Origin of the sequence: Micromonospora halophytica (genome assembly GCF_900090245.1) — a bacterium.
In the GTDB taxonomy this organism is placed as follows: Bacteria; Actinomycetota; Actinomycetes; order Mycobacteriales; family Micromonosporaceae; genus Micromonospora; species Micromonospora halophytica.
On sequence record NZ_FMDN01000001.1, the window covers coordinates 328,119 to 350,742 of the forward strand.

Here is a 22,624-nt window from a genome sequence, read left to right on the forward strand (position 1 = left end):
GTGGACGTCGCGGTCGGATCACTCCACGGTGACCGACTTCGCCAGGTTGCGCGGCTGGTCCACGTCGTGCCCACGGGCGGCCGCGATCTCGGCGGCGAGCACCTGCAGCGGCACGGTGGTCACCAGCGGGGCGAGCAGCGTCGGCGTACGCGGCACGTAGATCAGGTGGTCGGCGTAACGGACCACCGCCTCGTCGCCCTCCTCCGCGATCACGATGGTCCGGGCGCCCCGGGCGCGGACCTCCTGGATGTTGGAGACGACCTTGTCGTGCAGCATGCCCCGGCCCACCGGCGACGGGACCACGCAGATCACCGGGGTGCCCTTGTCGATCAGCGCGATCGGGCCGTGCTTCAGCTCACCGGCGGCGAAGCCCTCGGCGTGCATGTACGCCAGTTCCTTGAGCTTGAGCGCGCCCTCCAGGGCCACCGGGTAGCCCACGTGCCGGCCGATGAAGAGCACGGTCGGCTCGGACTTCAGCTCCCGGGCCAGCTCGCGCACCGGCTCGATCCGGGCCAGCAGCTCGCGCAGCTTGCCCGGCATCTCCTGGAGCTGGGCGACCACCGCGCCCACCTCGTCGGCGAACTTGATGCCGCGTACCTGGGCCAGGTGCAGGCCGATCAGGTAGCAGGCGACGAGCTGGGTGAGGAACGCCTTGGTGGAGGCGACCGCGATCTCCGGCCCGCCGTGGGTGTAGAGCACCGCGTCGGACTCACGCGGGATGGTGGAGCCGTTGGTGTTGCAGATGGCCAGCACCCGGGCCTTCTGCTCCTTGGCGTGGCGCAGCGCCATCAGGGTGTCCATGGTCTCGCCGGACTGCGAGATCACCACGATCAGCGTGGAGCGGTCCAGCACCGGGTCGCGGTAGCGGAACTCGCTGGCCAGCTCGACCTCGCAGGGGATACGGGTCCAGTGCTCGATGGCGTACTTGGCGACCAGACCGGAGTGGTACGCGGTGCCGCAGGCCACGATGAAGATCTTGTCGACGTCGCGCAGGTCCTGGTCGCTGAGGCGGACCTCGTCGAGGGCGATCTCGCCGGTCTCGGTGAGCCGGCCGAGCAGCGTGTCGGCGATCGCCTGCGGCTGCTCCTCGATCTCCTTGAGCATGAACCAGTCGTAGCCGCCCTTCTCCGCGGCCGAGGAGTCCCAGTCGATGTGGAAGTCCTTGCCGGTGGCGGGCTGGCCGTCGAAGTCGGTGATCTCGATGTCGTCGCCGGTGATCAGCACGATCTGGTCCTGACCCAGTTCGACCGCCTCACGGGTGTGCTCGATGAACGCGGCCACGTCGCTGGCGAGGTAGTTCTCCCCGTCGCCCCGGCCGACGACCAGCGGCGAGTTGCGCCGGGCGCCGACCACCGCGCCCGGGATGCCGGCGTCGACGGCGAGCAGCGTGAAGGCGCCCTCCAGCCGCCGGCAGACCACCCGCATGGCCGAGGCGAGCAGCTGCGGGCTGTCGGCCTCCCCGGCCGCGCGCAGCTCGGCCAGGGCGTTGGCGAGCAGGTGGGCGGCGCACTCGGTGTCGGTGTCGCTGGCGAACTGGACGCCGTCGGCCTCCAGTTCGGCGCGGAGCTTCGCGAAGTTCTCGATGATGCCGTTGTGGATCACCGCGACCCGGCCGTCGGGCGCCTGGTGCGGGTGGGCGTTGCGGTCGGTCGGGCCGCCGTGGGTGGCCCAGCGGGTGTGGCCGATGCCGGTGGTGCCGTCACCGATGCCGATCGGGCTGGCGGCGCAGGAGGTGGGATCGGCGGCGGCCCGCTCGGACAGCACCTTCTCCAGGTTGGCCAGCTTGCCGGCCTTCTTCTCGGTCAGCAGCTCGTCGTCGCAGACGATCGCCACGCCGGCCGAGTCGTAGCCGCGGTACTCCAGCCGCCGCAGTCCGTCGAGCACGATGCCGAGCGCCGGGCGCGAGCCGGCGTAACCCACGATTCCACACATGGTCCGCAGCCTAACCCAGTTTCGCTCATCTCGCGTGCGCAGAAGTCGGCTAAACAATCACTGAATTTGAGCGATCGGCCAGCCGGAGTCGGCGCCCGGACAATCGTCCACGCGCTCCGGCCCGTCGCGCCCACGCAACCGGGTTGCGGGTCCGCTCCCGGTACGACAATCTCTCGGCGGATCCGGCACGTCCCTGGGACGGCCCCTTCGCCCCATTCCCCTCCCGTCCCGGAGCAGACATGTCCGACGCGTCCCCGCCCGCCGGGCCGTCCTCCCCCGAGCCGACCGGCGCGGAGCCGACCGGCGGCCCCGCCGTCGAGCCGACCGGCGGCCCCGGCACCACTCCGGCCGACCCGACCGCCGCGCCCGCCGGGCACCAGTGGGCGCCGTCGGATCCCTTCGCCGCGCCCCGGCCCTGGACCGCGCCGGAACCGTGGACCTCGTCCATGCCCACCGTCCCGGCCGACCCCGGTCGCTGGATGCCTCCCACCACACCGCCCGGCGCCGCGCAGCCCGGCGCGACCCCTGAGGCCGCTGAGGCCGCTGGCACGGCTGGGACCGGCCCGCACGACACCCACCCCGGCCCGCACGACACCCACGCCGGGCCGCACGGCACCCACGCCGGGCCGCACGGCACCCCGGCCGGGCCCGCCGGAGCGGTGCCCGCCGGCTGGCCGCCGGCGGCGTACCCGCCGCCGTACGCCCACCCCGGCCACCCGTCCGGCGGCTCCTCGGTCGGTGGACGCCAGGTGGTCGGCATCGTCATCGCGGTCGTCGCGGTGCTCGTCCTCGTCGTCTGCGGCTGCCTGGGGGTGGGCAGCGCACTGGTCGGGCGGTACACCCCGGGTCCGGGTCCAGGTCCGATCGCCGAGGACCCCTACTACGACAATCCGTACTACGAGGAGGACACTCCCGTCCCGACCTGGACCCCGCCCACGCCCAGCGAGCCGGCGACCGCCGCCGCCACCCCGTCCAGCGGTCGCGGCCGGATCAGCGTGACGTACGAGGTGACCGGGAAGGGCCGGGGCGACATCCGGTACTACGACGCCAACGGCGAGTTCATCCGCCTGGACGGGGTGCGGCTGCCCTGGCGCGAGAAGATCCGCACCGACGATCCGAGCCGGGTGATGGTGATGGCCTACAGCACCGGCGACGACACCCCGATCGCCTGCTCGGTCCGAGTCGGCGACCGCCGGTCGGTGACCGACGAGCATCCGCTGGGGTACCAGGTGACCTGCACGGGGAGGTGACCGGACGGGGTCGGGCCGTAGGCTGGCCATCGTGACGACAACCCCCGACGTCGATCCCCTCGTCGCCCGGATGCGTCCCTTCGGGACGACGATCTTCGCCGAGATGTCCGCGCTCGCGGTCCGCACCGGCGCGGTGAACCTCGGGCAGGGCTTCCCGGACAGCGACGGCCCGCCGGAGATGCTGGCCGCCGCGGCGGAGGCGCTGCGCACCGGGCAGAACCAGTACCCGCCGGGCCCGGGAATCCCCGCGCTGCGCCGTGCGATCGCCGAGCACCAGCGCCGCTTCCACGCTCTGGCGTACGACCCGGACGGCGAGATCGTCGTCACGGCGGGCGCCACCGAGGCGATCGCGGCCAGCATCCTCGCCCTCTGTGAGCAGGGCGACGAGGTGGTCTGCTTCGAGCCGTACTACGACTCGTACGCCGCCTCGATCGCGCTGGCCGGCGCGGTGCGGCGGCCCGTGACGCTGCGCCCCGGCGCAGCCCACGCCGATGACCGGCTGGTCAGCCGCGCCGGCCGGGACGACGGCCGGTACGCCTTCGACCCGGCGGAGCTGCGCGCCGCGTTCGGGCCGCGGACCCGGCTGGTCCTGCTCAACTCCCCGCACAACCCGACCGGCAAGGTCTTCACCCCCGACGAGCTGGCCCTGATCGCCGAGCTCTGCCGCGAGCACGACGCGTACGCGGTCACCGACGAGGTCTACGAGCACCTGGTCTTCACCGACGCCACGAGCGGGCATGTGCCGCTGGCGACGCTGCCCGGGATGCGGGAGCGGACGCTGCGCATCTCGTCGGCCGGCAAGACGTTCTCCTGCACCGGTTGGAAGGTGGGCTGGGTGAGCGGCCCGGCACCCCTGGTGTCGGCGGTGCTCCGGGTGAAGCAGTTCCTCACCTTCGTCAACGCCGCGCCGCTGCAACCGGCGGTCGCCGTGGCGCTGGCCCTGCCGGACAGCTACTTCACCGGGTTCCGGGACGACCTGCAGCGGCGGCGGGACCAGCTGGTGGCCGGCCTGACCGACGCCGGCTTCGACGTGCTCAGTCCGGAGGGGACGTACTTCGTCACCGCCGACGTGAGCGCGCTCGGCGGCCGGGACGGGGTGGACTTCTGCCGGTCGCTGCCGGAACGTTGCGGCGTGGTCGCCGTCCCCACCCAGGTCTTCTACGACGACCCGGAGGCCGGCCGGCGGCTGGTCCGGTTCGCCTTCTGCAAGCGGCCCGAGGTGCTGTCCGAGGCGGTCACCCGACTGCGCCGGCTGGCAGCGGCCCGATGACCGACGGGTACGCCGAGCGGGCCCGGCAGATCACGGCGTTGCGCGGCTGCGACCGAATCCTGACCCGCGCCCGGCCCACCTCGGTCCACGACCAGCTCGCGGTCATGCGGGCCACCGCCGACCCCGACGGCCTGCCGGACATCTACGGCGAGGGTGGTGCGGTGACGGCGGTGGAGCGCCGGGTGGCCGAGCTGCTCGGCACGGCGGACGCGGTCTTCTTCCCCACCGGCACGATGGCTCAGCAGGTCGCTATGCGCTACGGCGCCGAGGTCACCGGCCGCAGCGCCGTCGGCCTGCACCCGCTGAGCCACCCGCTGGTGCACGAGCGGGACGCGTACGCGGTGCTCGGCGGGCTGCGGGCGGTGCTCACCACGCAGATGCCGCGGAACCCGAACGCCGACGAGGTGGCCGCACTGGCCGAGCCGGTCGGCACGCTGCTGCTCGAACTGCCGCTGCGGGACGCCGGTTTCGTGCTGCCGAGCTGGGACGAGCTGACCGCGACGGTGGCGTCGGCCCGCGACACGGGGGCGCGGGTGCACGCCGACGGGGCCCGGCTGTGGGAGTCCACCACCCACCTCGGGCGGTCGCTGCCCGAGGTGGTCCGACTCTTCGACAGCGTCTACGTCTCGTTCTACAAGTCCCTCGGCGGCATCTCCGGGGCCGCGCTCACCGGCGACGAGGCGCTGGTCCGCTACGCCCGGGCCTGGCGGCACCGCTACGGCGGTCAGGTGTTCCAGCAGTGGCCGGCGGCCCTTTGCGCGCTGGCCGGGCTCGCCGAGGAACTCCCCCGGCTCGCCGGATACGTGGCGCACGCCCGGACCGTGGCGGCGGCGCTGGCCGAGCTGCCCGGCGCGCGGGTGTTCCCGGCACCGCCGCACACCCACCAGTTCCGGCTCTGGCTGCCGCATCCGGCCTGGCTGCTCGACGAGGCGAATCTCGCCCTCGCCGAGGAGGAGAAGGTGTGGTTCGCCGGTGGCTGGCAGGACAGCGAGGTGCCCGGCCTGGCGATGACCGAGGTGACGGTGGCCGGCCCGGCGCTGGAGTTCGACGCCGCCGCCGTGGCGGAGCTGGGCGAGCGCTTTTTGCGCCGGGTCGCCGCGGCCTGACTGCTCCGGCGGGTCAGCCGGCCGCGCGTGCTGAGCCCGCATCTTCGGTGGACGTCACGACGGGGCGCGCAGCGAGCCGGCTGAGCAGCGCGCTGCCGTCGGCGAGCAGGACCGACTCGGCGTCGTCGACGAAGGCGAGGTCCGCCTCGACGTGCCGGGCGGCGGCGGCGAGCAGCAGGCCGACCACCGGGTCCTCGGCGCGGCGCCGCAGCCCGTCGAGGTTGCGCAGCTCGCGCATGAGGTGACCGCGCTGGTTGCTCAGGACCGTCCGTACGATGGCCGGCTCACCGGAGCGGGCCGCGGCGGTGACCTTGAGAAAGAAGTCGTCCCGGAAGCCGCCGCTGCGCGGGCTGGGTTCGGTGAGCCAGCGGTCCAGCTCGACCCGGCCGCCGTCGGTGATCTCGTAGACCACCCGGTCCGGCTTGACGGGCTGGGCCTGCCGCTCGGCGACCACCAGGCCGTCCCGGGAGAGCCGGTCGAGAATCTGGTAAAGGTGCCCGATGTTCAGCGTGCCCCACTGTGGGCCGACCGCCTGCTCGAAGGCGCCCTTGAGCTGGTAGCCGTAGCTCGGGCCACGGGCGAGCAGGGCCAGGACCGCGTGCTGGATCGCCACCGTCTCCTCCAATCCGGCCCGGACCGGTCAGCCGGGCGGGTCTTGCATTGTCACAATGTATCGCGCACAGTGTGTTCAGCACACGGGGAGGCGCGACATGTTCCGATTGATCTGGGGACAGCTACGTGGCCGTGCGGGGCGGTCGGTGGCGCTGCTCGCCGGCGTGCTGGTGGCGACCACCGGCTTCGTCGTGCTGACCGGCGCCACCACCACCTCCCGGCTGGAGGTCACCGGCACCGTCGAGCGGGAAACCCGCGCGGCGTACGACATCCTCGTCCGTCCGCAGGGCGCGCGCACACCCCTGGAGGCCGCGCGTGGGTTGGTGCGGCCCAACTACCTCTCCGGCCGCTACGGCGGCATCACCACCGACCAGGTCGACCAGGTCGCGGCGGTGGCCGGCGTTGACGTGGCCGCGCCGATCGCGATGGTCGGCTACTCGACCACCCCGATCGACATGCCGGTCGACCTGACCGACACGATCGACCGGCGGCTCGACCGCCAGGTCATCCGGGTCGACCGCACCTTCTTCGCCGAACGCGGCCTCAGCCACGCCCCGGCGGACCCGTTCTACCTGTACGTGACGAAGCACCGGCTGCTCCACCCGACGTTCGACGACAGCTACCACCCGGACGCCGTGCGCTACACCGACGGCCGGACGTACGACACCCAGGAGTGCGGTCTGGTCCCGCGTGAGGTGCTGCCGGACGGCCGTAACGCCGCGGTCTGCGACCCGGGCGCGGCACAGGACCCGGTCCTGTACACCCTCACCGAGCGGCAGACGTGGCGGGTGCAGACGTTCCGGCTGCTGCCCGACGGACGCTTCGAGCGTTCCACGCCAGGCGGCGGGCCGGGCAGCCCGCAGGTCACGGTCGAGGACCGGCTCGTGCTGCACCTGCGTCTCAACGTGCCGTTCCTGCTCGCCGCCGTCGACCCGGAGGCCGAGCAACGGCTGGTCGGCCTCTCCGACGCCGTGGTGGACGGCCGGCCGCTCGCCGGCGACGACCGGGCCTCCGACAATCGCTACCAGGGCGGCCTGCGCTCGCGGACCCTACCCGTGCTGACCACCAGCCGCCCCTTCCTCGACGGCACGCTCCGCGCCGGCTACACCCGGATCGTCCCGGGCCGCAGCATCGCCGGGGTACGCCCGGAGGACCTGGCCGGGACGCTCCGTCGGGCACCCGCCCTCGCTGTCGGCGGCAGCACCCAGGACGCCGTCTCGGCGTACCGGAAACAGCTCGCCACCGGGCTCGACGGGCGCACCTGCTGCTTCGGTGAACTGCAACGAGTCCTGCAACCCGGCGAGACGGGCTACGACGAGCGCCCCGACGGCGCCCTGCGCGCCCGCGCCACCACAATCGACCCGTCCGTCTACGCCGATGCGGAGCTGGCCACCTGGTTCGCCCGACCGTGGCTGACCGAGGACACCTCGTTCCGGCCGGTGTCCGTGGTGAAGATGCCGCCCTCCCTTCAGGACGCCCGGCAGTGGAAGGCGGTGGGTGTCTTCGACCCGCAGAAGCTGGCCGGCTTCGCCGACCTGGGCCGGGTCCCGCTGGAGACGTACGAACCGCCGCAGGCCGAGGGCGCCGACGACCGCAGCCGGGCCGCCCTGGGCGGCCGACCCCTGGAGCCCAGCGGCAACCCGGCCGGTTACCTCTCCGCACCGCCGCTGCTGCTGACCAACCTGACCAGCGCGCAGGCGCTGCTGGCCGGCACCGGTCCGCAGGCCACGGCGCCGATCAGCGCAATCCGGGTCCGGGTGGCCGACGTGGACGGCTACAGCGAACGCTCCGCGGAGCGGGTTCGGCTGATCGCCGAGCAGATCAACCGGGTGACCGGGCTGGACGTGGACATCACCCTCGGCTCGTCCCCCGCCCCGCAGACCGTGGAACTGCCGGCCGGTGCGTTCGGCCGGCCCGAGCTGCGGTTGACCGAGAACTGGTCCGCGCTCGGTGTCGCGTCGGCAATCACGAAGGCGGCGGACCGCAAGAGCGTGGCGCTCTTCGTACTGGTGCTGGTGGTCTGCGTGCTCTTCCTCGGCAACGCGGTCTCCGCCGCGGTCCGGGACCGCCGGCCGGAACTGGCGGTGCTCGCCTGCTTGGGCTGGCCGGCCCGACGGATCGGCGCGCTGATCCTCGGCGATGTCGCCCTGCTGGGGCTGGTGGCCGGGCTGCTCGCCGTCGGCCTGGCGTTCCCGTTGGGCGCGGCGCTGGGCATCGACGTCGACTGGCGGCGGGCGCTGCTCGCCGTACCAGTGGCCCTGCTGTTGGCGCTGGTCGCGGGGCTGGCGCCAGCGCTGCGGGCCGCGCGTGCCCACCCGGCCGCGGCGCTCCGGCCGCCGGTGGCGACGGCCCGCTGGGTACACCGACCGCGCACCCTGCCCGGCCTGGCCCTGGTCAACCTGGTCCGCAACCCCGGGCGCACCCTGCTCGGCGCCGGTGCGCTGGCCATCGGGGTGGCCGCGCTGACCCTGGTCACCGCCGCCGCGTACGCCTTCCGCGGCGCGATCGTCGGCAGCCTGCTCGGCGACACTGTCTCGCTGAACGTACGCGGCGCGGACACCATGGCGGCGGTCGCCACCGTGCTGCTCGGCGCCGCCGCCGTCGCCGATGTGCTCTACCTGAACATCCGAGACCGGGCGTCCGAGCTGGCCACCCTGCGCGCGGTCGGCTGGACCGACGCCGCGCTGGGCCGCCTGATCGGGTACGAGGGAATCATCCTCGGTCTGCTCGGCGCCGTCAGCGGCGCGGCCCTCGGCCTCGGCGGCGCGGCTTGGCTGGTCGGCGACCTGCCCCGGTCGCTGGTGCTGGTCGCCGCCGCGGTGGCGCTGGCCGGGGTACTGGTCACCTCGCTGGCCGCCCTGGTTCCGGCCGCGCTGCTGCGCCGCCTCCCCACCGCACGACTGCTCGCAGAGGAGTGACCATGGACGCGACCAGGGGCAGTACGGTCCGGGCGGCCGGGCTGGTCCGGCAGTTCCGCACCGGCGTCGAGCGACTCACCGCCATCGACGACGTGACGCTGGACGTCGCCGCCGGTTCGGTGGTGGCGCTGACCGGCCCGAGCGGGTCGGGCAAGTCGACGCTGCTGCACATGATCGGGGCGATTGAGCAGGCCGACCGGGGCACCATCACGGTGGACGACGTCGAGGTGACCGCCCTGCGCCGGGCAGCCCTGGCCCGCTACCGGCAGCGGGTCGGCTTCGTCTTCCAGCGGTACCACCTGCTGCCGGCGCTGACCGTGCTGGACAACGTGGTCGCCCCGGTGCTGCCCCGCCGGGGCCACGGCGACCACGCCGCCCGGGCCCGGGAGCTGCTCGACGCGGTGGGCCTGGCCGGGCGGGAGCGGGCCCTGCCGGCACAGCTCTCCGGCGGCCAGCAGCAGCGGGTGGCGATCGCCCGCGCGCTGATGGGGGCGCCGCGGCTCCTGCTCGCCGACGAGCCGACCGGCAACCTCGACTCCACCACCGGTGGGCAGATCCTCGACCTGCTGCTGGACCTGCGCGGCCGGCACGGCATGACGATCCTGCTGGCCACCCACGAACGGGCCATCGCCGCCCGCTGCGACCGGCTGGTCCGGCTCGGCGACGGCCGGATCGTGGAGGACCTCGACCTCACCGAGGGCGAGGACCCGGCCGACACCTTCGACCGCGCCGCCCGGCTGCGGCTCTGACCTCCCGGCAGGTGCCGACCGGCCGAGCCCCGCCCGCCCGCCGACGCCGGTCCTCCCGGCAGGCCGCGGGTCCGATCAGCTTCTCCACGATGTCGATCTGATGGCGTGAAGGACAGGCCGGTTCGAGCACGGCGGCGGGGCCAGGCAAGCGGGTCAGGCGGTCGGGCTCGCCGCCCGGACCTGCTCGGCGATCCGCTCGGCCACCGCCCGGGCGGTCGGCTCGGTGGCGGCCTCGACCATCACCCGTACCAGCGGCTCGGTGCCGGAGGGGCGCAGCAGCACCCGGCCGGTCTCGCCCAGCTCGGCCTCGGCCCGTTCGACCTCGGCGCGGACGGCGGGGGCGGCCGCGCCGGCGGTACGGTCCCCGACCGGCACGTTGATCAGCACCTGCGGCAGCTTGGTGACCACCGAGGCCAGCTCGGCCAGCGACCTGCCGGTGTGCGCCATCCGCGCCATCAGGTGCAGCCCGGTGAGCACCCCGTCGCCGGTGGTCGCGTACGCCGGCATGACGATGTGGCCGCTCTGCTCGCCGCCGAGGGCGAGCCCGGAGGCGCGCAGCTCCTCCAGGACGTACCGGTCGCCGACCTTGGTCTCGACCAGCCGGATGCCCTCCGCGGACATCGCCAGCCGCAGACCGAGGTTGCTCATCACGGTCGCGACCAGGGTGTCGCGGGTGAGTGTGCCGGCCTCCCGCATGGCAAGGGCGAGGATCGCCATCACCTGGTCGCCGTCGACCACGTCGCCGTCGGCGGTGACCGCCACGCACCGGTCGGCGTCGCCGTCGTGCGCGATGCCCAGGTGGGCGCCGTGCTCGACCACGGCGGCGCGCAGCGCGTCGATGTGGTTGGAGCCGCAGTCGTCGTTGATGTTGAGCCCGTCCGGCTCTGCGTAGATGGCGACCACCTCGGCGCCCGCCTCCCGGTACGCCACCGGGGCCACCTCGGCCGCCGCGCCGTTGGCGCAGTCGACCACGACCTTGATCCCGTCCAGCCGGTGCCCGACGGTGCCGACGAGGTGCTGCACGTAGTGGTCCGCGCCGTCGAGCAGGTCGTGCACCCGGCCGACGCCGGCGCCGATCGGACGTTCCCAGGCGGTGGTGGCGTTCGCCTCGACCGCCGCCTCGATCCGCATCTCGATCTCGTCGGGCAGCTTGTGACCCCCGGCGGCGAAGAGCTTGATGCCGTTGTCCGGCATCGGGTTGTGCGAGGCGGAGAGCATGACGCCCAGGTCGGCCTTGGCCTCGGCGGTGAGGAACGCCACCGCCGGGGTGGGCAGCACCCCGACCCGGACCACGTTGGCCCCGGCGCTGGTGAGCCCGGCGACCACGGCGGCCTCCAGCATCTCGCCGCTGGCCCGGGTGTCCCGGCCGACCACGGCCAGCGGGGGATGGCTCTTGTCCGACTCGGCGAGCGTGTGCGCGGCGGCCACCGCCACCGCGAGCGCCAACTCGGGGGTGAGATCCGCGTTCGCCCGCCCGCGTACGCCGTCCGTGCCGAACAACCGGCCCATACCCGCCAACCTCCTATGAAACGGTCCCAGGGAAACAACGGACGGCCGGGCCACCTCCCGTCGAGGGGAGGCGGCCCGGCCGTCCGTCAGAAGTACAACGTGTCGCTGAAGGTCAGCGCTTCGAGTACTGAGGAGCCTTACGGGCCTTCTTGAGGCCGTACTTCTTGCTCTCCTTGACCCGGGCGTCACGGGTCAGGAAGCCGGCCTTCTTCAGGGCCGGGCGGTCGTCCGGCTCGCTCACGATGAGCGCCCGGGCGATGGCGAGCCGCAGCGCGCCGGCCTGGCCGGTGGTGCCGCCGCCTCGCAGGTTGGCGATGACGTCGAACGCCTCGGGCTTCTCGGCGGTGACCAGCGGGTCCTTGATGAGCTGCTGGTGCACCTTGCTCGGGAAGTAGGCCTCGAGGTCACGACCGTTGCAGGTGATCTTGCCGGTGCCGGGGACGATGCGGACCCGGACGATGGCCTCCTTGCGGCGGCCCACGGTCTGGATCGGCCGGTCACCACGAGGCGCGTGGGCGACGGGCGCCGGCGCCTCGGTGGCCTCGGGGGCGACCTCGGTCTCGGTGATGTCGGTCATGCTGTTTCCTTCGCCCGCGCTCACTGCGCGATCTGCTTGATCTCGAACGGCACCGGCTGCTGCGCGCCGTGCGGGTGCTCGGCACCGGCGTAGACCTTCAGCTTCTTGATGAGCTGACGGCCGAGCTTGTTGTGCGGGAGCATGCCCTTCACGGCCAGCTCGATGGCCCGCTCGGGACGCTTGGTCAGCAGCTCGTCGTAGCCGACCCGCTTCAGACCACCCGGGTAACCGGAGTGGCGGTAGGCGATCTTCTGCTGGCGCTTGTTGCCGGTCAGCGCGACCTTGCCCGCGTTCACGATGACGACGAAGTCGCCCGTGTCGACGTGCGGCGCGAAAGTCGGCTTGTGCTTACCACGCAGCAGCGTGGCGGCGTGGGTCGCGAGGCGGCCCAGCACGACATCAGAGGCGTCGATAACGTGCCACTGACGCTCGATCTCACCCGGCTTCGGGCTGTACGTACGCACAGGTCTACCTTGTCTCGTCGTCGGTCTGGGGTCGCGCGCCGAGGTGACCAGGCGCGCACGAACGACCAAGCGTACCTGATGCGGCACGCCTCTGAATGTCGTACAACAGCAGGCAACGATACCCGCCGCCCCGCCGGCAGGTCAAAACGGGGGGTCACCCAGCGTGGCCTGCGGCGGGACGATGAGCCAGATCACACGCCGGCCAGCCGGCGCGGCCCCGGCCGCAGGTACACGGCCCAGGTGAGGCCGAAGCAGAGGGCGTACCAGCCGATGAAGGCGACGTAGGCCGCCTCGGCGTTGCCGGAGGTCAGGAACGACTGCCGGAAGGCCACGTTGACCAGCACCCCGCCGAACGCCCCGACCGCCCCGGCGATGCCGATCAGCGAGCCGGAGAGCCGGCGGGCCCGCCGCTCGGCGGCCTCCGGGTCACCGGTCAGCTCCCCCTCCGTGACCGCCCGGGCCCGGAAGATCGCCGGGATCATCTTGTAGGTCGACCCGTTGCCGATCCCGGAGAAGACGAAGAGCGACATGAACCCGGTCAGGTAGAGCGGGAAGGACTCCTCCCGCGCCGCGTACAGCACCAGGCCGGCCCCGATCGCCATGCCGACGAAGTTCCAGAAGGTCACCCGCGCCCCGCCGAGCCGGTCGGCGAGCTGACCGCCGACCGGCCGGATCAGCGAGCCGACCAGCGGGCCGAGGAAGGTCAGCCAGGCGGCGTCGATCGGGGTCGGGAAGCGGTCCGCGAACTGGAGCTGGAGCACCTGCCCGAAGGCGAAACCGAACCCGATGAACGAGCCGAAGGTGCCGATGTAGAGCAGGGACATCACCCAGGTGTGCGGCTCGCGGGCGGCCTCGCGCAGCGCGCCCGGCTCGTTGCGGGCGTCGGGGAGGTTGTCCAGCCAGCGCGCCGAAGCCAACGCGGCCAGCACGATCAGCGGCAGGTATACCGCCGGCACCAGGCGGGGGTACGCGGCCCCGGCGGTGGCGAGCACCGCCAGCCCGACGAGCTGCACCGCCGGTACGCCGAGGTTGCCGCCGCCCGCGTTGAGCCCCAGCGCCCGGCCCTTGAGCCGCTCCGGGAAGAAGAGGTTGATGTTGGCCATGGAGGAGGCGAAGTTGCCGCCGCCCACGCCGGTCAGGCAGGCCAGCACCATCAGCGTGGGGTACGACACGCCCGGTTCCAGCAGGATCGCCATCGGCACCGCCGGCACCAGCAGCATCAGGGCGCTGACGATGGTCCAGTTCCGCCCGCCGAAGCGTGCCACGGCCAGGGTGTACGGCAGCCGCAGCACCGCCCCGAGCGCGGCCGGAACGGCGGTGAGCAGGAACTTCCCCGCCGGGTCGATGCCGTACGCGGGCCCGAGGAAGAGCACCGTGACGGACCAGAGACTCCACACGGAGAATCCGACGTGCTCGGCGAAGATCGAGACCCAGAGGTTACGCCGGGCGATCCGCGCGCCGGTCGTACGCCAGAAGGTGGGGTCCTCGGGTCGCCAGTCGGTGATCCGGTGCCTGCCCCCGGCGGTGGCCGCCGGTTCGGCGGTGACTGTTGTCGTGCTGGCCAGCGTACTCACGGCGGCTCCTCCTCGTCGGTGTGACGAGCAGGACGCTAGGAACGGCCGGTTACGGCGCGAGTCCCGTCAGGAGTCGTTCCGGAAACGGGGATCGCACGTCCGCCGGGCGGCGGTGGTGAGACGTCTCAGAGCTGCTGGAGGATGCGCAGCGCCCGGCCCACCCGCTGCATGGTCTCGGTGTCGGCGACGTCCACGCACTCACTGAACCACTTCTTCATCGGCGAGGAGAGCCGGTCCGGCATCACCACGTACCCGCCCATCCGCACCGCGAGCGGGGAGTCGCGCAGCAGCGCCTCCTCCACCACCTCGGCCACGATGACGATCGGCACGTCGGTGGAGTTGTAGACGTCGGAGCTGATCACCAGCCCGAGCCGCTCCCGGGCGCCCTCGATCCGCCAGATCTCCCCCCTACGCAGCACGCGGACGCCCGCCGAAGAGCGCGTCGTCGACCATGGCGACCTCCCGCGCGTCGGCGAGCGCGGCGGACTCCAGGTCGATCCCGGCCCGGCCGACCGCCTCGGCGTGCGCGGTGAAGACCTCGCGCAGCGCCTTCTCCCGGGCCGCCTGGTCCATCCATGCGGAGAGGCTCAGCCCTTCGCGCTTGGCGAACCGGCGTGCCTCCTCGATCGTCTCGTCGGAGAACGACAGGGTCACCTTGGCAGTCATGCGGCTGAGACTACCCAGTGGTATGACCATCAGTCATCCCCGCTCGCGTCGGCCGCCGAACCGGTCAAACCTCCCCCGGCGGCGAGGACGACCCGGCGGGTCGGCCCAGGGGGCGGGCGGTGGACGCCGCCTGGACTGGTCGTAGCTGCCCGCCACCGCGTCGAAGGCCGCCGCCACGCTCATCGTCGTCTACTGAACAATGAGAAGCCTGTCTCAGGGAATAGACCCAGCTGACCGGTCGCATGCTCCCGTGCGGTGTGAGGCGCTCTTGACAGGGCCGAAACAAAAGGGACCCGGACCGGAAACCGCCCGGCGGCACGCTTCGATGGCATGACAGACGGTGCACACGCCGCGACGCGACCGGGGGTACGGCCCCGTGAGGCGGAAACGCACTGCCCGTACTGCGCCCTGCAGTGCGGGATGGTCCTGCGCGCCGAGGGCGACCGGGTGGAGGTGCTCCCCCGACAGTTCCCCACCAACCGGGGCGGACTGTGCCAGAAGGGCTGGACCGCCGCCGAGCTGCTGGACCACCCCGACCGGCTGACCACCCCCCTGCTGCGCGACCCGTCCGGTGAGCTGCGCCCCGCGACCTGGGACGCCGCGCTCGACCGGGTCGCCGCCGGCATCCGCGCCGTCCAGTCCGGACACGGGCGGGACGCGGTCGCGGTCTTCGGCGGCGGCGGGCTCACCAACGAGAAGGCGTACGCGCTCGGCAAGTTCGCCCGGGTGGCGCTACGGACCCGGCACATCGACTACAACGGCCGGTGGTGCATGTCCTCGGCCGCAGCGGCCGGCATCCGCGCCTTCGGCGTCGACCGGGGGCTGCCCTTCCCGCTGGCCGACCTCGGCCGGGCCGACACCCTGCTGCTGGTCGGCGCCAACCCGGCGGAGACCATGCCGCCCCTGATGCGGCACCTGACCGACCAGCGGCGCCGCGGCGGCCGGCTGATCGTGGTCGACCCCCGGGTCACCGCCACCGCCCGCCAGGCCGACCTGCACCTGCAACCGCTGCCCGGCACCGACCTGGCGGTGGCCAACGCGCTGCTGCACATCGCGGTCATCGAAGGCCTGGTCGACAAGGCGTACGTCGACGCCCGCACCACCGGCTTCGAGCAGGTACGCCGAACCGTCGCCGGGTGCTGGCCGGCCGAGGTGGAACGGCTCTCCGGCGTGCCGGTGGCCGACCTGGAGGCGACCGTCCGGGCGCTCGCCGGCGGCAGCGCGATCATCCTCACCGCCCGGGGCGCGGAGCAGCACGCCAAGGGCGTGGACACGGTCAGCGCCTTCGTCAACCTGGCGCTCGCCCTCGGCCTGCCCGGCCGCCCCGGCTCCGGGTACGGCTGCCTGACCGGTCAGGGCAACGGCCAGGGCGGCCGGGAGCACGGACAGAAGTCGGACCAGCTCCCCGGGTACCGGAAGATCGACGACCCGGCGGCCCGCGCGCACGTTGCCGGGGTGTGGGGCGTCGACCCCGACGAGCTGCCCGGGCCGGGGGTACCGGCGTACCGGCTGCTGGACTCGCTCGGCACGCCCGGCGGGCCACGCGCGATGCTGGTCTTCGGCTCGAACCCGGTGGTCTCCGCGCCCCGGGCCGCCCGGGTCACCGAGCGGCTGCGGGGACTCGACCTGCTGGTGGTGGCCGACTTCCTGCTCTCCGAGACGGCGGCGCTGGCCGACGTGGTGCTGCCCGTCGCCCAGTGGGCCGAGGAGGAGGGCACCATGACCAACCTGGAGGGCCGGGTGCTGCGCCGGCAGGCGCTGCGCCGGCCACCGCCCGGGGTGCGCACCGACCTCGACATCCTCGCCGGCCTGGCCGCGCGCCTCGACGCCGGCGACCCGGAAGCCGGGCGGTTCCCGACCGACCCCCGGGTGGTCTTCGCCGAGCTGCGGCGGGCCTCCGCCGGCGGGCCGGCCGACTACGCCGGGATCACCTGGGAGCGGATCGAACGGGACGAAGGCGTCTTCTGGCCCTGCCCGGACCCGGACGGCCCGGACGCGCCACGGCTCTTCGCCGACCGGTTCCCCACCCCCGACGGGCGGGCCCGGTTCCACCCGGTGACCCACCGGCCGGCGGCCGAGGAGGTCTGCGCCGAGTACCCGCTGCACTTCACCACCGGCCGGGTGCTCGCCCAGTACCAGTCGGGCACCCAGACCCGGCGGGTCGCCGCGCTGCGCCGCGCCGCCCCCGGCGGCTTCGTCGAGCTGCACCCGGACCTGGCCGACCGGCTCGGCGTCGACGAGGGGGACGAACTGGTCGTCACCTCCCGCCGGGGCGAGCTGCGCGCGCCGGCCCGGCTCAGCCCGACGATCCGCCCCGACACCGTCTTCGCGCCGTTCCACTGGGCCGGCGCGGCCCGGGCCAACTCCGTGACCAACGACGCGACGGACCCGGTCTCCGGGATGCCCGAATTCAAGATCTGCGCCGTACGGGTGGAGAGGGCATGAGCGATCGGATCATCCGGCACCGCGCCGCCGCGTCTCGCGGCCGGTCGGAACGAAGCGGAGGACGGCCATGCGCGTCGTGATCGTGGGGTACGGCATGGCCGGCTCCCGGCTCGCCGCCGAGCTGCACGCCCGGGGCGGGGAACACAAGGTCACCGTGCTCGGTGCGGAGCCGCACCGGGCGTACAACCGGATCATGCTCTCCACCCTGCTGGCCGGGAAGATCGGCGAGCCGGACGTGGAGCTGGCCGAGGTCGCCGGTCAGGGCGTGGACGTCCGCACCGGTGCGGACGTCACCGCGATCGACCGGGCCGCCCGCGAGGTGCGCACCGACGACGGCGACCGGATCGGCTACGACCACCTGGTACTGGCCACCGGCAGCCGGGCGCTGGTGCCGCCGCTGCCCGGCCTCGACCCGACCGACCTGCCCGCCCGGGTGGCCGCCTTCCGCACCCTGGACGACTGCCGGCGCATCCTCGCCGTGGCGCGCGACGCACGCAGCGTCCTGGTGCTCGGCGGCGGGCTGCTCGGGCTGGAAGCGGCCCGGGGGCTGGCCGCCCGGGGGCTCGACGTGACCGTGGTGCACCCCGTGGGACACCTGATGGAGCGGCAGCTCGACCCGGCCGCCGGGGCGGTGCTCGCCGGCACCCTCGCCGGGCTGGGCGTCCGGACCGAGCTGGCGGTCGGCGGGTCCGGGGTCCAGGTGGACGCCGACGAGGTCCGGCTGCGGCTGACCGACGGCCGGACGCTCGCCGCCGACCTGCTGGTGCTCTCCTGCGGCGTACGCCCCGAGACCGGGCTGGCCGCCGCCGCCGGGCTGGCCGTCGAGCGGGGCGTGGTGGTCGACGACCGGCTGCGCACCACCGACCCGCACGTCTCGGCGATCGGCGACTGCGCCCAGCACGACGGCACGCTGACCGGGCTGGTCGCCCCGGCCTGGGCGCAGGCCCGGGTGGTGGCGCAGCTGCTGACCGGCGAGGACCCGACCGTCCGGTACCGGGCCCGGCCGGCGGTGACCCGGCTGAAGGCGGCCGGCATCGACCTCGCCGCGATGGGCGACCCGACCGACGGCCCCGGTGAGGAGCTGACCTTCGCCGACCCGGCCCGGGGCACCTACGCCCGGCTGCGCATCCACGACGAGCGGCTGACCGGGGCGATCCTGCTCGGCGACAACCCCACCGTCGGCACGGTGGTGCAGCTCTTCGACCGGGGCGGGCCGGTGCCGACCGACCGGCGGGCGCTGCTGCTCGGCCGGGCGGTCGGGGCGACGGCGGCGGCGCCGGCCGAGTCCCCGGCGCTGATGCCGGACGCGGCGACCGTCTGCCAGTGCAACGACGTGCGCAAGGGGGCGCTGGTGGCCTGCTGGCGCGACGGGGCCCGGACGGTCGACGAGGTGGTCGCCGCGACCCGGGCGTCCACCGGCTGCGGCGGCTGCCGGGAGGCCGTCGCCGGCATCGTCGACTGGCTCTGCGAGGCCGACTCGGTGGGAGCGGCCCGATGACCGGCCGGCGGGGTGGGCAGGTCCGCCGGGCGGGGCGGGTGACGGGACACGGATCTGACGCGATGGACCGCGAGGAGGTGACGCGATGACCGGCAAACGATTGGTCGTCGTCGGCAACGGCATGGTCGGGCAGCGGTTCGTCGAGGCGCTGCGCGCCCGCGACCACGACCGGCGTTGGCAGGTGACGGTGCTCGCCGAGGAGGACCGGCCGGCGTACGACAGGGTGCGGCTCTCGGCGTTCTTCGACGGGGTGAGCGCCGAGGAGCTGAACCTGCACACCCCCGACGACGGAGTGGAGCTGCGCCTCGGCGAGACGGTCACCGGGATCGACCGGGCGCGGCAGGTGGTGACCACCGCGGCCGGCGAGCACCCGTACGACATGCTGGTGCTCGCCACCGGGTCGTACCCCTTCGTGCCGCCGGTGGACGGCGCGGGCCTGCCCGGCGTCTTCGTCTACCGGACGTTGGACGACCTGGCGGCGATCCGCGACCACGCGGCCGGCCGGCGGGTCGGCGCGGTGATCGGCGGCGGCCTGCTCGGGCTGGAGGCGGCGAACGCGCTGCGCCTGCTCGGGCTGGACACCCATGTGATCGAGTTCGCGCCCCGGCTGATGCCGGTGCAGGTGGACGAGGCCGGTGGCGCGATGCTCCGCCGGTACGTCGAGGAGCTGGGGGTGCGCACCCACCTGGGGGTGGCCACCACCGCGCTGCGTCCAGGCCCGGACGGCACGGTCGCCGCGCTGGCACTCTCCGACGGCGCCACGGTCGACACCGACCTGGTCGTGGTGGCCGCCGGCATCCGCCCCCGTGACGAGCTGGCCCGCTCCGCCGGGCTGTCGCTGGGGCCGCGCGGCGGGGTGCTGACCGACGCCGCCTGCCGGACGTCCGACGAGCGGATCTGGGCGGTCGGCGAGTGCGCGGCGGTCGAGGGCAGCTGCCACGGCCTGGTCGCTCCCGGGTACGCGATGGCGGAGGTGGTCGCCGACCGGCTGCTCGGCGGCGCGGCCACCTTCCCCGGCGCGGACACCGCCACCAAGCTCAAGCTGCTCGGCGTGGACGTGGCCTCCTTCGGCGACGCGCACGGCACCACCCCGGGCTGCCTGGACGTGACGTTCACCGACCCGGCCACCCGGTCGTACGCGAAGCTGGTCCTCTCCGACGACGCGAAGACGCTGCTCGGCGGCGTGCTGGTCGGAGACGCGACCGCCTACCCGACGCTGCGGGCCAGCGTCGGCGGGCCGCTGCCCGCTCCCCCGCTGGCGCTGCTGGCGCCGGCCGGCGGGGCGGGGGCCGGCGCGGCCGCGCTGCCCGGCGCGGCGCAGGTCTGCTCCTGCAACGCGGTCACCCGGGACGACATCGACGCGGCGATCTCCGGTGGCGCGTGCGACGTGCCGGCGCTGAAGACGTGCACCCGGGCCGGCACGAGCTGCGGCTCCTGCGTGCCGATGCTCAAGCAGCTGCTCGACGCGGCCGGCGTGAAGCAGTCCACCGCGCTCTGCGAACACTTCGACGCCAGCCGGCAGGAACTCTTCGACATCGTGCGGGTACGCGGCGTCCGCACCTTCTCCCAGCTCGTCGCCGAGCACGGACGGGGGCGCGGCTGCGACATCTGCAAGCCGGTGGTGGCCTCGATCCTCGCCTCGCTCGGCACCGGGCACGTGCTCGACGGCGAGCAGGCGTCGTTGCAGGACACCAACGACCACTTCCTGGCGAACCTGCAACGCGACGGCAGCTACTCGGTGGTGCCCCGGATTCCCGGCGGCGAGATCACCCCGGACAAGCTGATCGTGATCGGCGAGGTGGCCCGCGACTTCCGGCTCTACACGAAGATCACCGGCGGGCAGCGGATCGACCTGTTCGGCGCGCGGGTGGAGCAGCTGCCGCAGATCTGGCGCCGGCTGGTCGACGCCGGCTTCGAGTCCGGCCACGCGTACGGCAAGGCGCTGCGCACGGTGAAGTCCTGCGTCGGCGAGACCTGGTGCCGGTACGGGGTGCAGGACTCCGTCGGGCTGGCCGTCGCGCTGGAGCTGCGCTACCGGGGGCTGCGCGCCCCGCACAAGCTCAAGTCGGCGGTCTCCGGCTGCGCCCGGGAGTGCGCCGAGGCGCGCAGCAAGGACTTCGGCATCATCGCCACCGAGACCGGCTGGAACCTCTACCTGGGCGGCAACGGCGGCTTCCGCCCCCGGCACGCCGACCTGTTCGCCACCGACCTGAGCACGGCCGACCTGGTCACCCTGATCGACCGGTTCCTGATGTTCTATATCCGCACCGCCGACCGGTTGCAGCGCACCGCCGCCTGGATCGAGGCGATGGAGGGCGGCCTCGACCACCTGCGCGCGGTGATCGTCGACGACTCGCTCGGGCTCTGCGCCGAACTGGACGAGGCGATGGCCCGGCATGTGGCGTCCTACTCCGACGAGTGGCGCGACGTCCTCGACGACCCGGAGCGGCTACGCCGCTTCACCTCCTTCGTCAACGCCCCGGACGTGCCCGACCCGTCGATCAGCTTCGCCTCCGAACGCGGCCAGCCGGTGCCGGTCCGTGGCGGTCCACCGCCCGGCGGGGACCACCGCCGGCAGCCGGTCACGCTGGGGATGCCCGAGGTGCGGCGATGACCGACATGATGACGCTGGAGTGGACCGCGGTGTGCGGGCTGGACCGGCTCGACCATGAACGGGGGATCGCCGCCCTGGTCGACGGGGTGCAGGTGGCGCTCTTCCGCACCGGCGACGAGCTGTACGCCGTGGACAACCTCGACCCCGTCGGCGGCGCGTACGTGATGTCCCGGGGCATCGTCGGTAGCCGGGGCGGCGTGCCGACCGTCGCGTCCCCGCTGCACAAGCAGGTGTACGACCTGCGGACCGGGCACTGCCTGGACCTGCCCGGCGTGGCGCTGCCCGTGCACCAGGTCCGCTGCCGGGACGGGCTGGTCGAGGTGCGGTTGCGACGGGAGGAGTAGATGCGGGACGAACTGGCCGGCTTCACCATCGGGGTGACCGCCGACCGGCGACGGGACGAGTTGGCCGCGCTGCTCCAGCGGCGCGGCGCCCGGGTGGTGCTCGCCCCCGCCCTGCGGATCGTGCCGCTGGCCGACGACAGCGAACTGCGCGACGCGACCCGGGCCTGCCTGGACCGGCGGCCGGACGTCCTGATGGCCAACACCGGCATCGGGATGCGCGGCTGGCTGGAGGCGGCCGAGGGGTGGGGGCTGGCCGAGTCGCTGCACGCGGTGCTCTCCCAGGCGTACGTGGTGGCCCGGGGTCCGAAGGCGCGCGGCGCGATCCGGGCCGCCGGGCTGCACGACCAGTGGTCGCCGGACTCGGAGAGCTGCGACGAGGTCATCGAGCACCTGGTCCGGCGCGGGGTCGCCGGCCAGGTCATCGCCATGCAGCTGCACGGCGACCGGCAGCCGGAGTGCACCGAGGCGCTGGAGGCGGCCGGGGCCACCGTGATCGAGGTGCCGGTCTACCGCTGGGCGCCGCCGACCGACCCGGCTCCGCTGCACCGGCTCATCGACCTGGTCGCCGGCCGGCTGGTCGACGCGGTCACCTTCACCTCCGCCCCGGCGGCGGAGGCGCTGCTGCGGGCGGCCGGCGACCGCACCGAGACGGTGCTGGAGGCGCTGCGCGGGGACGTGCTGGCCAGTTGCGTCGGCACGGTCACCGCCGAGCCGCTGGTGCGTCGGGGGGTGCCGGTGAGCGCGCCCAGCCGGGCCCGCCTCGGCGCGCTGGTCCGGCAGATCGTCGACGAGCTGCCCCGGCGTACGGTGACCGTGAAGGCGGCCGGGCACCTGCTGACCCTGCGCGGGCACGCCGCCGTCGTCGACGGTGAGCTGCGCCCCCTGGCACCCGCCCCGATGGCGGTGCTGCGGGCGCTCGCCGCCACGCCCGGGAAGGTGCTGTCCCGGACCGCCCTGCTGCGTACCCTGCCCCGGGGCGCGGACGAGCACGCGGTGGAGATGGCGGTGGCCCGGCTCCGGGTCGGGCTGGACGCCCCCCGGGTCGTGCAGACCGTGGTCAAGCGGGGTTACCGCCTCCGGGTCGAGTAGACCCGGA

Annotated in this window: 18 protein-coding genes; 10 read left to right on the top strand and 8 right to left on the bottom strand. The window is 73.9% G+C overall.

Annotation, left to right across the window (positions count from 1 at the left end):
- Positions 1–18: 18 nt before the first annotated feature.
- Complete coding sequence (gene glmS, locus GA0070560_RS01480) at positions 19–1,932, bottom strand: glutamine--fructose-6-phosphate transaminase (isomerizing) (protein WP_091290238.1); 1,914 nt, start codon at positions 1,930–1,932, stop codon at positions 19–21.
- 239 nt (positions 1,933–2,171) lie between these two features.
- Between glmS and GA0070560_RS01485 the strand changes: the two genes are divergently transcribed.
- From GA0070560_RS01485 to GA0070560_RS01495, 3 genes are read left to right on the top strand one after another with little or no spacing between them, the layout of a single operon-like run.
- Positions 2,172–3,182, top strand: coding sequence for an MmpS family transport accessory protein (locus GA0070560_RS01485; protein WP_091290241.1), 1,011 nt, complete (start codon positions 2,172–2,174; stop codon positions 3,180–3,182).
- 31 nt (positions 3,183–3,213) lie between these two features.
- The gene (locus tag GA0070560_RS01490; RefSeq protein WP_091290243.1) at positions 3,214–4,452 is read left to right on the top strand and encodes a pyridoxal phosphate-dependent aminotransferase; all 1,239 of its coding nucleotides are present in this window, start codon (positions 3,214–3,216) and stop codon (positions 4,450–4,452) included.
- Positions 4,449–5,558, top strand: coding sequence for a threonine aldolase family protein (locus tag GA0070560_RS01495; RefSeq protein ID WP_091290245.1), 1,110 nt, complete (start codon positions 4,449–4,451; stop codon positions 5,556–5,558). The genes GA0070560_RS01490 and GA0070560_RS01495 overlap by 4 nt, the downstream gene beginning before the upstream one ends.
- A 13-nt stretch (positions 5,559–5,571) precedes the next feature.
- On the opposite strand, the gene GA0070560_RS01500 is transcribed toward GA0070560_RS01495, so the two are convergent.
- A complete protein-coding gene (locus GA0070560_RS01500; protein ID WP_091290248.1) occupies positions 5,572–6,171 on the bottom strand; it encodes a helix-turn-helix transcriptional regulator in 600 nt (199 codons plus the stop codon).
- A gap of 97 nt (positions 6,172–6,268) precedes the next feature.
- Here GA0070560_RS01500 and GA0070560_RS01505 point away from each other — a divergent pair, with 97 nt between their 5' ends.
- Together GA0070560_RS01505 and GA0070560_RS01510 are read left to right on the top strand one after the other, a co-directional pair.
- Positions 6,269–9,088 (top strand): FtsX-like permease family protein, encoded by a 2,820-nt coding sequence (locus GA0070560_RS01505; protein WP_139131429.1) that lies wholly within the window; start codon positions 6,269–6,271, stop codon positions 9,086–9,088.
- 2 nt (positions 9,089–9,090) lie between these two features.
- Positions 9,091–9,837 carry an ABC transporter ATP-binding protein gene (locus GA0070560_RS01510; protein ID WP_091290253.1) on the top strand — a complete coding sequence of 249 codons (747 nt, stop codon included), beginning with the start codon at positions 9,091–9,093 and terminating at the stop codon, positions 9,835–9,837.
- Positions 9,838–9,990: 153 nt separating this feature from the next.
- Here the strand turns inward: GA0070560_RS01510 and glmM are convergent, their stop codons facing one another.
- From glmM to GA0070560_RS01540, 6 genes are all read right to left on the bottom strand, one after another.
- Positions 9,991–11,346: a phosphoglucosamine mutase gene (glmM, locus tag GA0070560_RS01515; protein WP_091290256.1), complete on the bottom strand. Its 1,356-nt coding sequence runs from the start codon at positions 11,344–11,346 to the stop codon at positions 9,991–9,993.
- 112 nt (positions 11,347–11,458) lie between these two features.
- Positions 11,459–11,923: a 30S ribosomal protein S9 gene (gene rpsI / locus GA0070560_RS01520; protein WP_091290259.1), complete on the bottom strand. Its 465-nt coding sequence runs from the start codon at positions 11,921–11,923 to the stop codon at positions 11,459–11,461.
- 20 nt (positions 11,924–11,943) lie between these two features.
- A complete protein-coding gene (gene rplM / locus GA0070560_RS01525; RefSeq protein ID WP_088976076.1) occupies positions 11,944–12,387 on the bottom strand; it encodes a 50S ribosomal protein L13 in 444 nt (147 codons plus the stop codon).
- 191 nt (positions 12,388–12,578) lie between these two features.
- A complete protein-coding gene (locus GA0070560_RS01530) occupies positions 12,579–13,961 on the bottom strand; it encodes an MFS transporter (RefSeq protein ID WP_091290262.1) in 1,383 nt (460 codons plus the stop codon).
- Between the two features lie 125 nt (positions 13,962–14,086).
- Complete coding sequence (locus GA0070560_RS01535) at positions 14,087–14,380, bottom strand: type II toxin-antitoxin system PemK/MazF family toxin (RefSeq protein WP_091290265.1); 294 nt, start codon at positions 14,378–14,380, stop codon at positions 14,087–14,089.
- Entirely contained in the window at positions 14,370–14,657 is a 288-nt protein-coding gene (locus tag GA0070560_RS01540) for a DUF6364 family protein (RefSeq protein ID WP_091290268.1), read from the bottom strand. The genes GA0070560_RS01535 and GA0070560_RS01540 overlap by 11 nt, the downstream gene beginning before the upstream one ends.
- A 300-nt stretch (positions 14,658–14,957) precedes the next feature.
- Here GA0070560_RS01540 and GA0070560_RS01545 point away from each other — a divergent pair, with 300 nt between their 5' ends.
- The 5 genes from GA0070560_RS01545 to GA0070560_RS01565 all read left to right on the top strand — a co-directional run bounded on the left by GA0070560_RS01545 (position 14,958) and on the right by GA0070560_RS01565 (position 22,617).
- Positions 14,958–17,072, top strand: coding sequence for a molybdopterin oxidoreductase family protein (locus GA0070560_RS01545; RefSeq protein ID WP_091290271.1), 2,115 nt, complete (start codon positions 14,958–14,960; stop codon positions 17,070–17,072).
- A 67-nt stretch (positions 17,073–17,139) separates the two neighbouring features.
- Positions 17,140–18,570 (top strand): FAD-dependent oxidoreductase, encoded by a 1,431-nt coding sequence (locus GA0070560_RS01550; RefSeq protein WP_091290274.1) that lies wholly within the window; start codon positions 17,140–17,142, stop codon positions 18,568–18,570.
- 85 nt (positions 18,571–18,655) lie between these two features.
- Positions 18,656–21,184, top strand: a complete 2,529-nt coding sequence (nirB, locus tag GA0070560_RS01555; RefSeq protein WP_091290276.1) for a nitrite reductase large subunit NirB — start codon at positions 18,656–18,658, stop codon at positions 21,182–21,184.
- Complete coding sequence (gene nirD / locus GA0070560_RS01560) at positions 21,181–21,528, top strand: nitrite reductase small subunit NirD (protein ID WP_091290278.1); 348 nt, start codon at positions 21,181–21,183, stop codon at positions 21,526–21,528. The genes nirB and nirD overlap by 4 nt, the downstream gene beginning before the upstream one ends.
- The gene (locus tag GA0070560_RS01565) at positions 21,529–22,617 is read left to right on the top strand and encodes a uroporphyrinogen-III synthase (protein WP_091290280.1); all 1,089 of its coding nucleotides are present in this window, start codon (positions 21,529–21,531) and stop codon (positions 22,615–22,617) included.
- Positions 22,618–22,624: the final 7 nt, after the last annotated feature.

Bases quoted from the DNA above. Each gene is read 5' to 3' on its own strand.
- glmS (WP_091290238.1), bottom strand. From the start codon at position 1,932: ATGTGTGGAATCGTGGGTTACGCCGGCTCGCGCCCGGCGCTCGGCATC.
- GA0070560_RS01485 (WP_091290241.1), top strand. From the start codon at position 2,172: ATGTCCGACGCGTCCCCGCCCGCCGGGCCGTCCTCCCCCGAGCCGACC.
- GA0070560_RS01495 (WP_091290245.1), top strand. From the start codon at position 4,449: ATGACCGACGGGTACGCCGAGCGGGCCCGGCAGATCACGGCGTTGCGC.
- GA0070560_RS01505 (WP_139131429.1), top strand. From the start codon at position 6,269: ATGTTCCGATTGATCTGGGGACAGCTACGTGGCCGTGCGGGGCGGTCG.
- GA0070560_RS01510 (WP_091290253.1), top strand. From the start codon at position 9,091: ATGGACGCGACCAGGGGCAGTACGGTCCGGGCGGCCGGGCTGGTCCGG.
- glmM (WP_091290256.1), bottom strand. From the start codon at position 11,346: ATGGGCCGGTTGTTCGGCACGGACGGCGTACGCGGGCGGGCGAACGCG.
- rpsI (WP_091290259.1), bottom strand. From the start codon at position 11,923: ATGACCGACATCACCGAGACCGAGGTCGCCCCCGAGGCCACCGAGGCG.
- GA0070560_RS01540 (WP_091290268.1), bottom strand. From the start codon at position 14,657: ATGGTCATACCACTGGGTAGTCTCAGCCGCATGACTGCCAAGGTGACC.
- GA0070560_RS01545 (WP_091290271.1), top strand. From the start codon at position 14,958: ATGACAGACGGTGCACACGCCGCGACGCGACCGGGGGTACGGCCCCGT.
- GA0070560_RS01550 (WP_091290274.1), top strand. From the start codon at position 17,140: ATGCGCGTCGTGATCGTGGGGTACGGCATGGCCGGCTCCCGGCTCGCC.
- nirB (WP_091290276.1), top strand. From the start codon at position 18,656: ATGACCGGCAAACGATTGGTCGTCGTCGGCAACGGCATGGTCGGGCAG.
- nirD (WP_091290278.1), top strand. From the start codon at position 21,181: ATGACCGACATGATGACGCTGGAGTGGACCGCGGTGTGCGGGCTGGAC.
- GA0070560_RS01565 (WP_091290280.1), top strand. From the start codon at position 21,529: ATGCGGGACGAACTGGCCGGCTTCACCATCGGGGTGACCGCCGACCGG.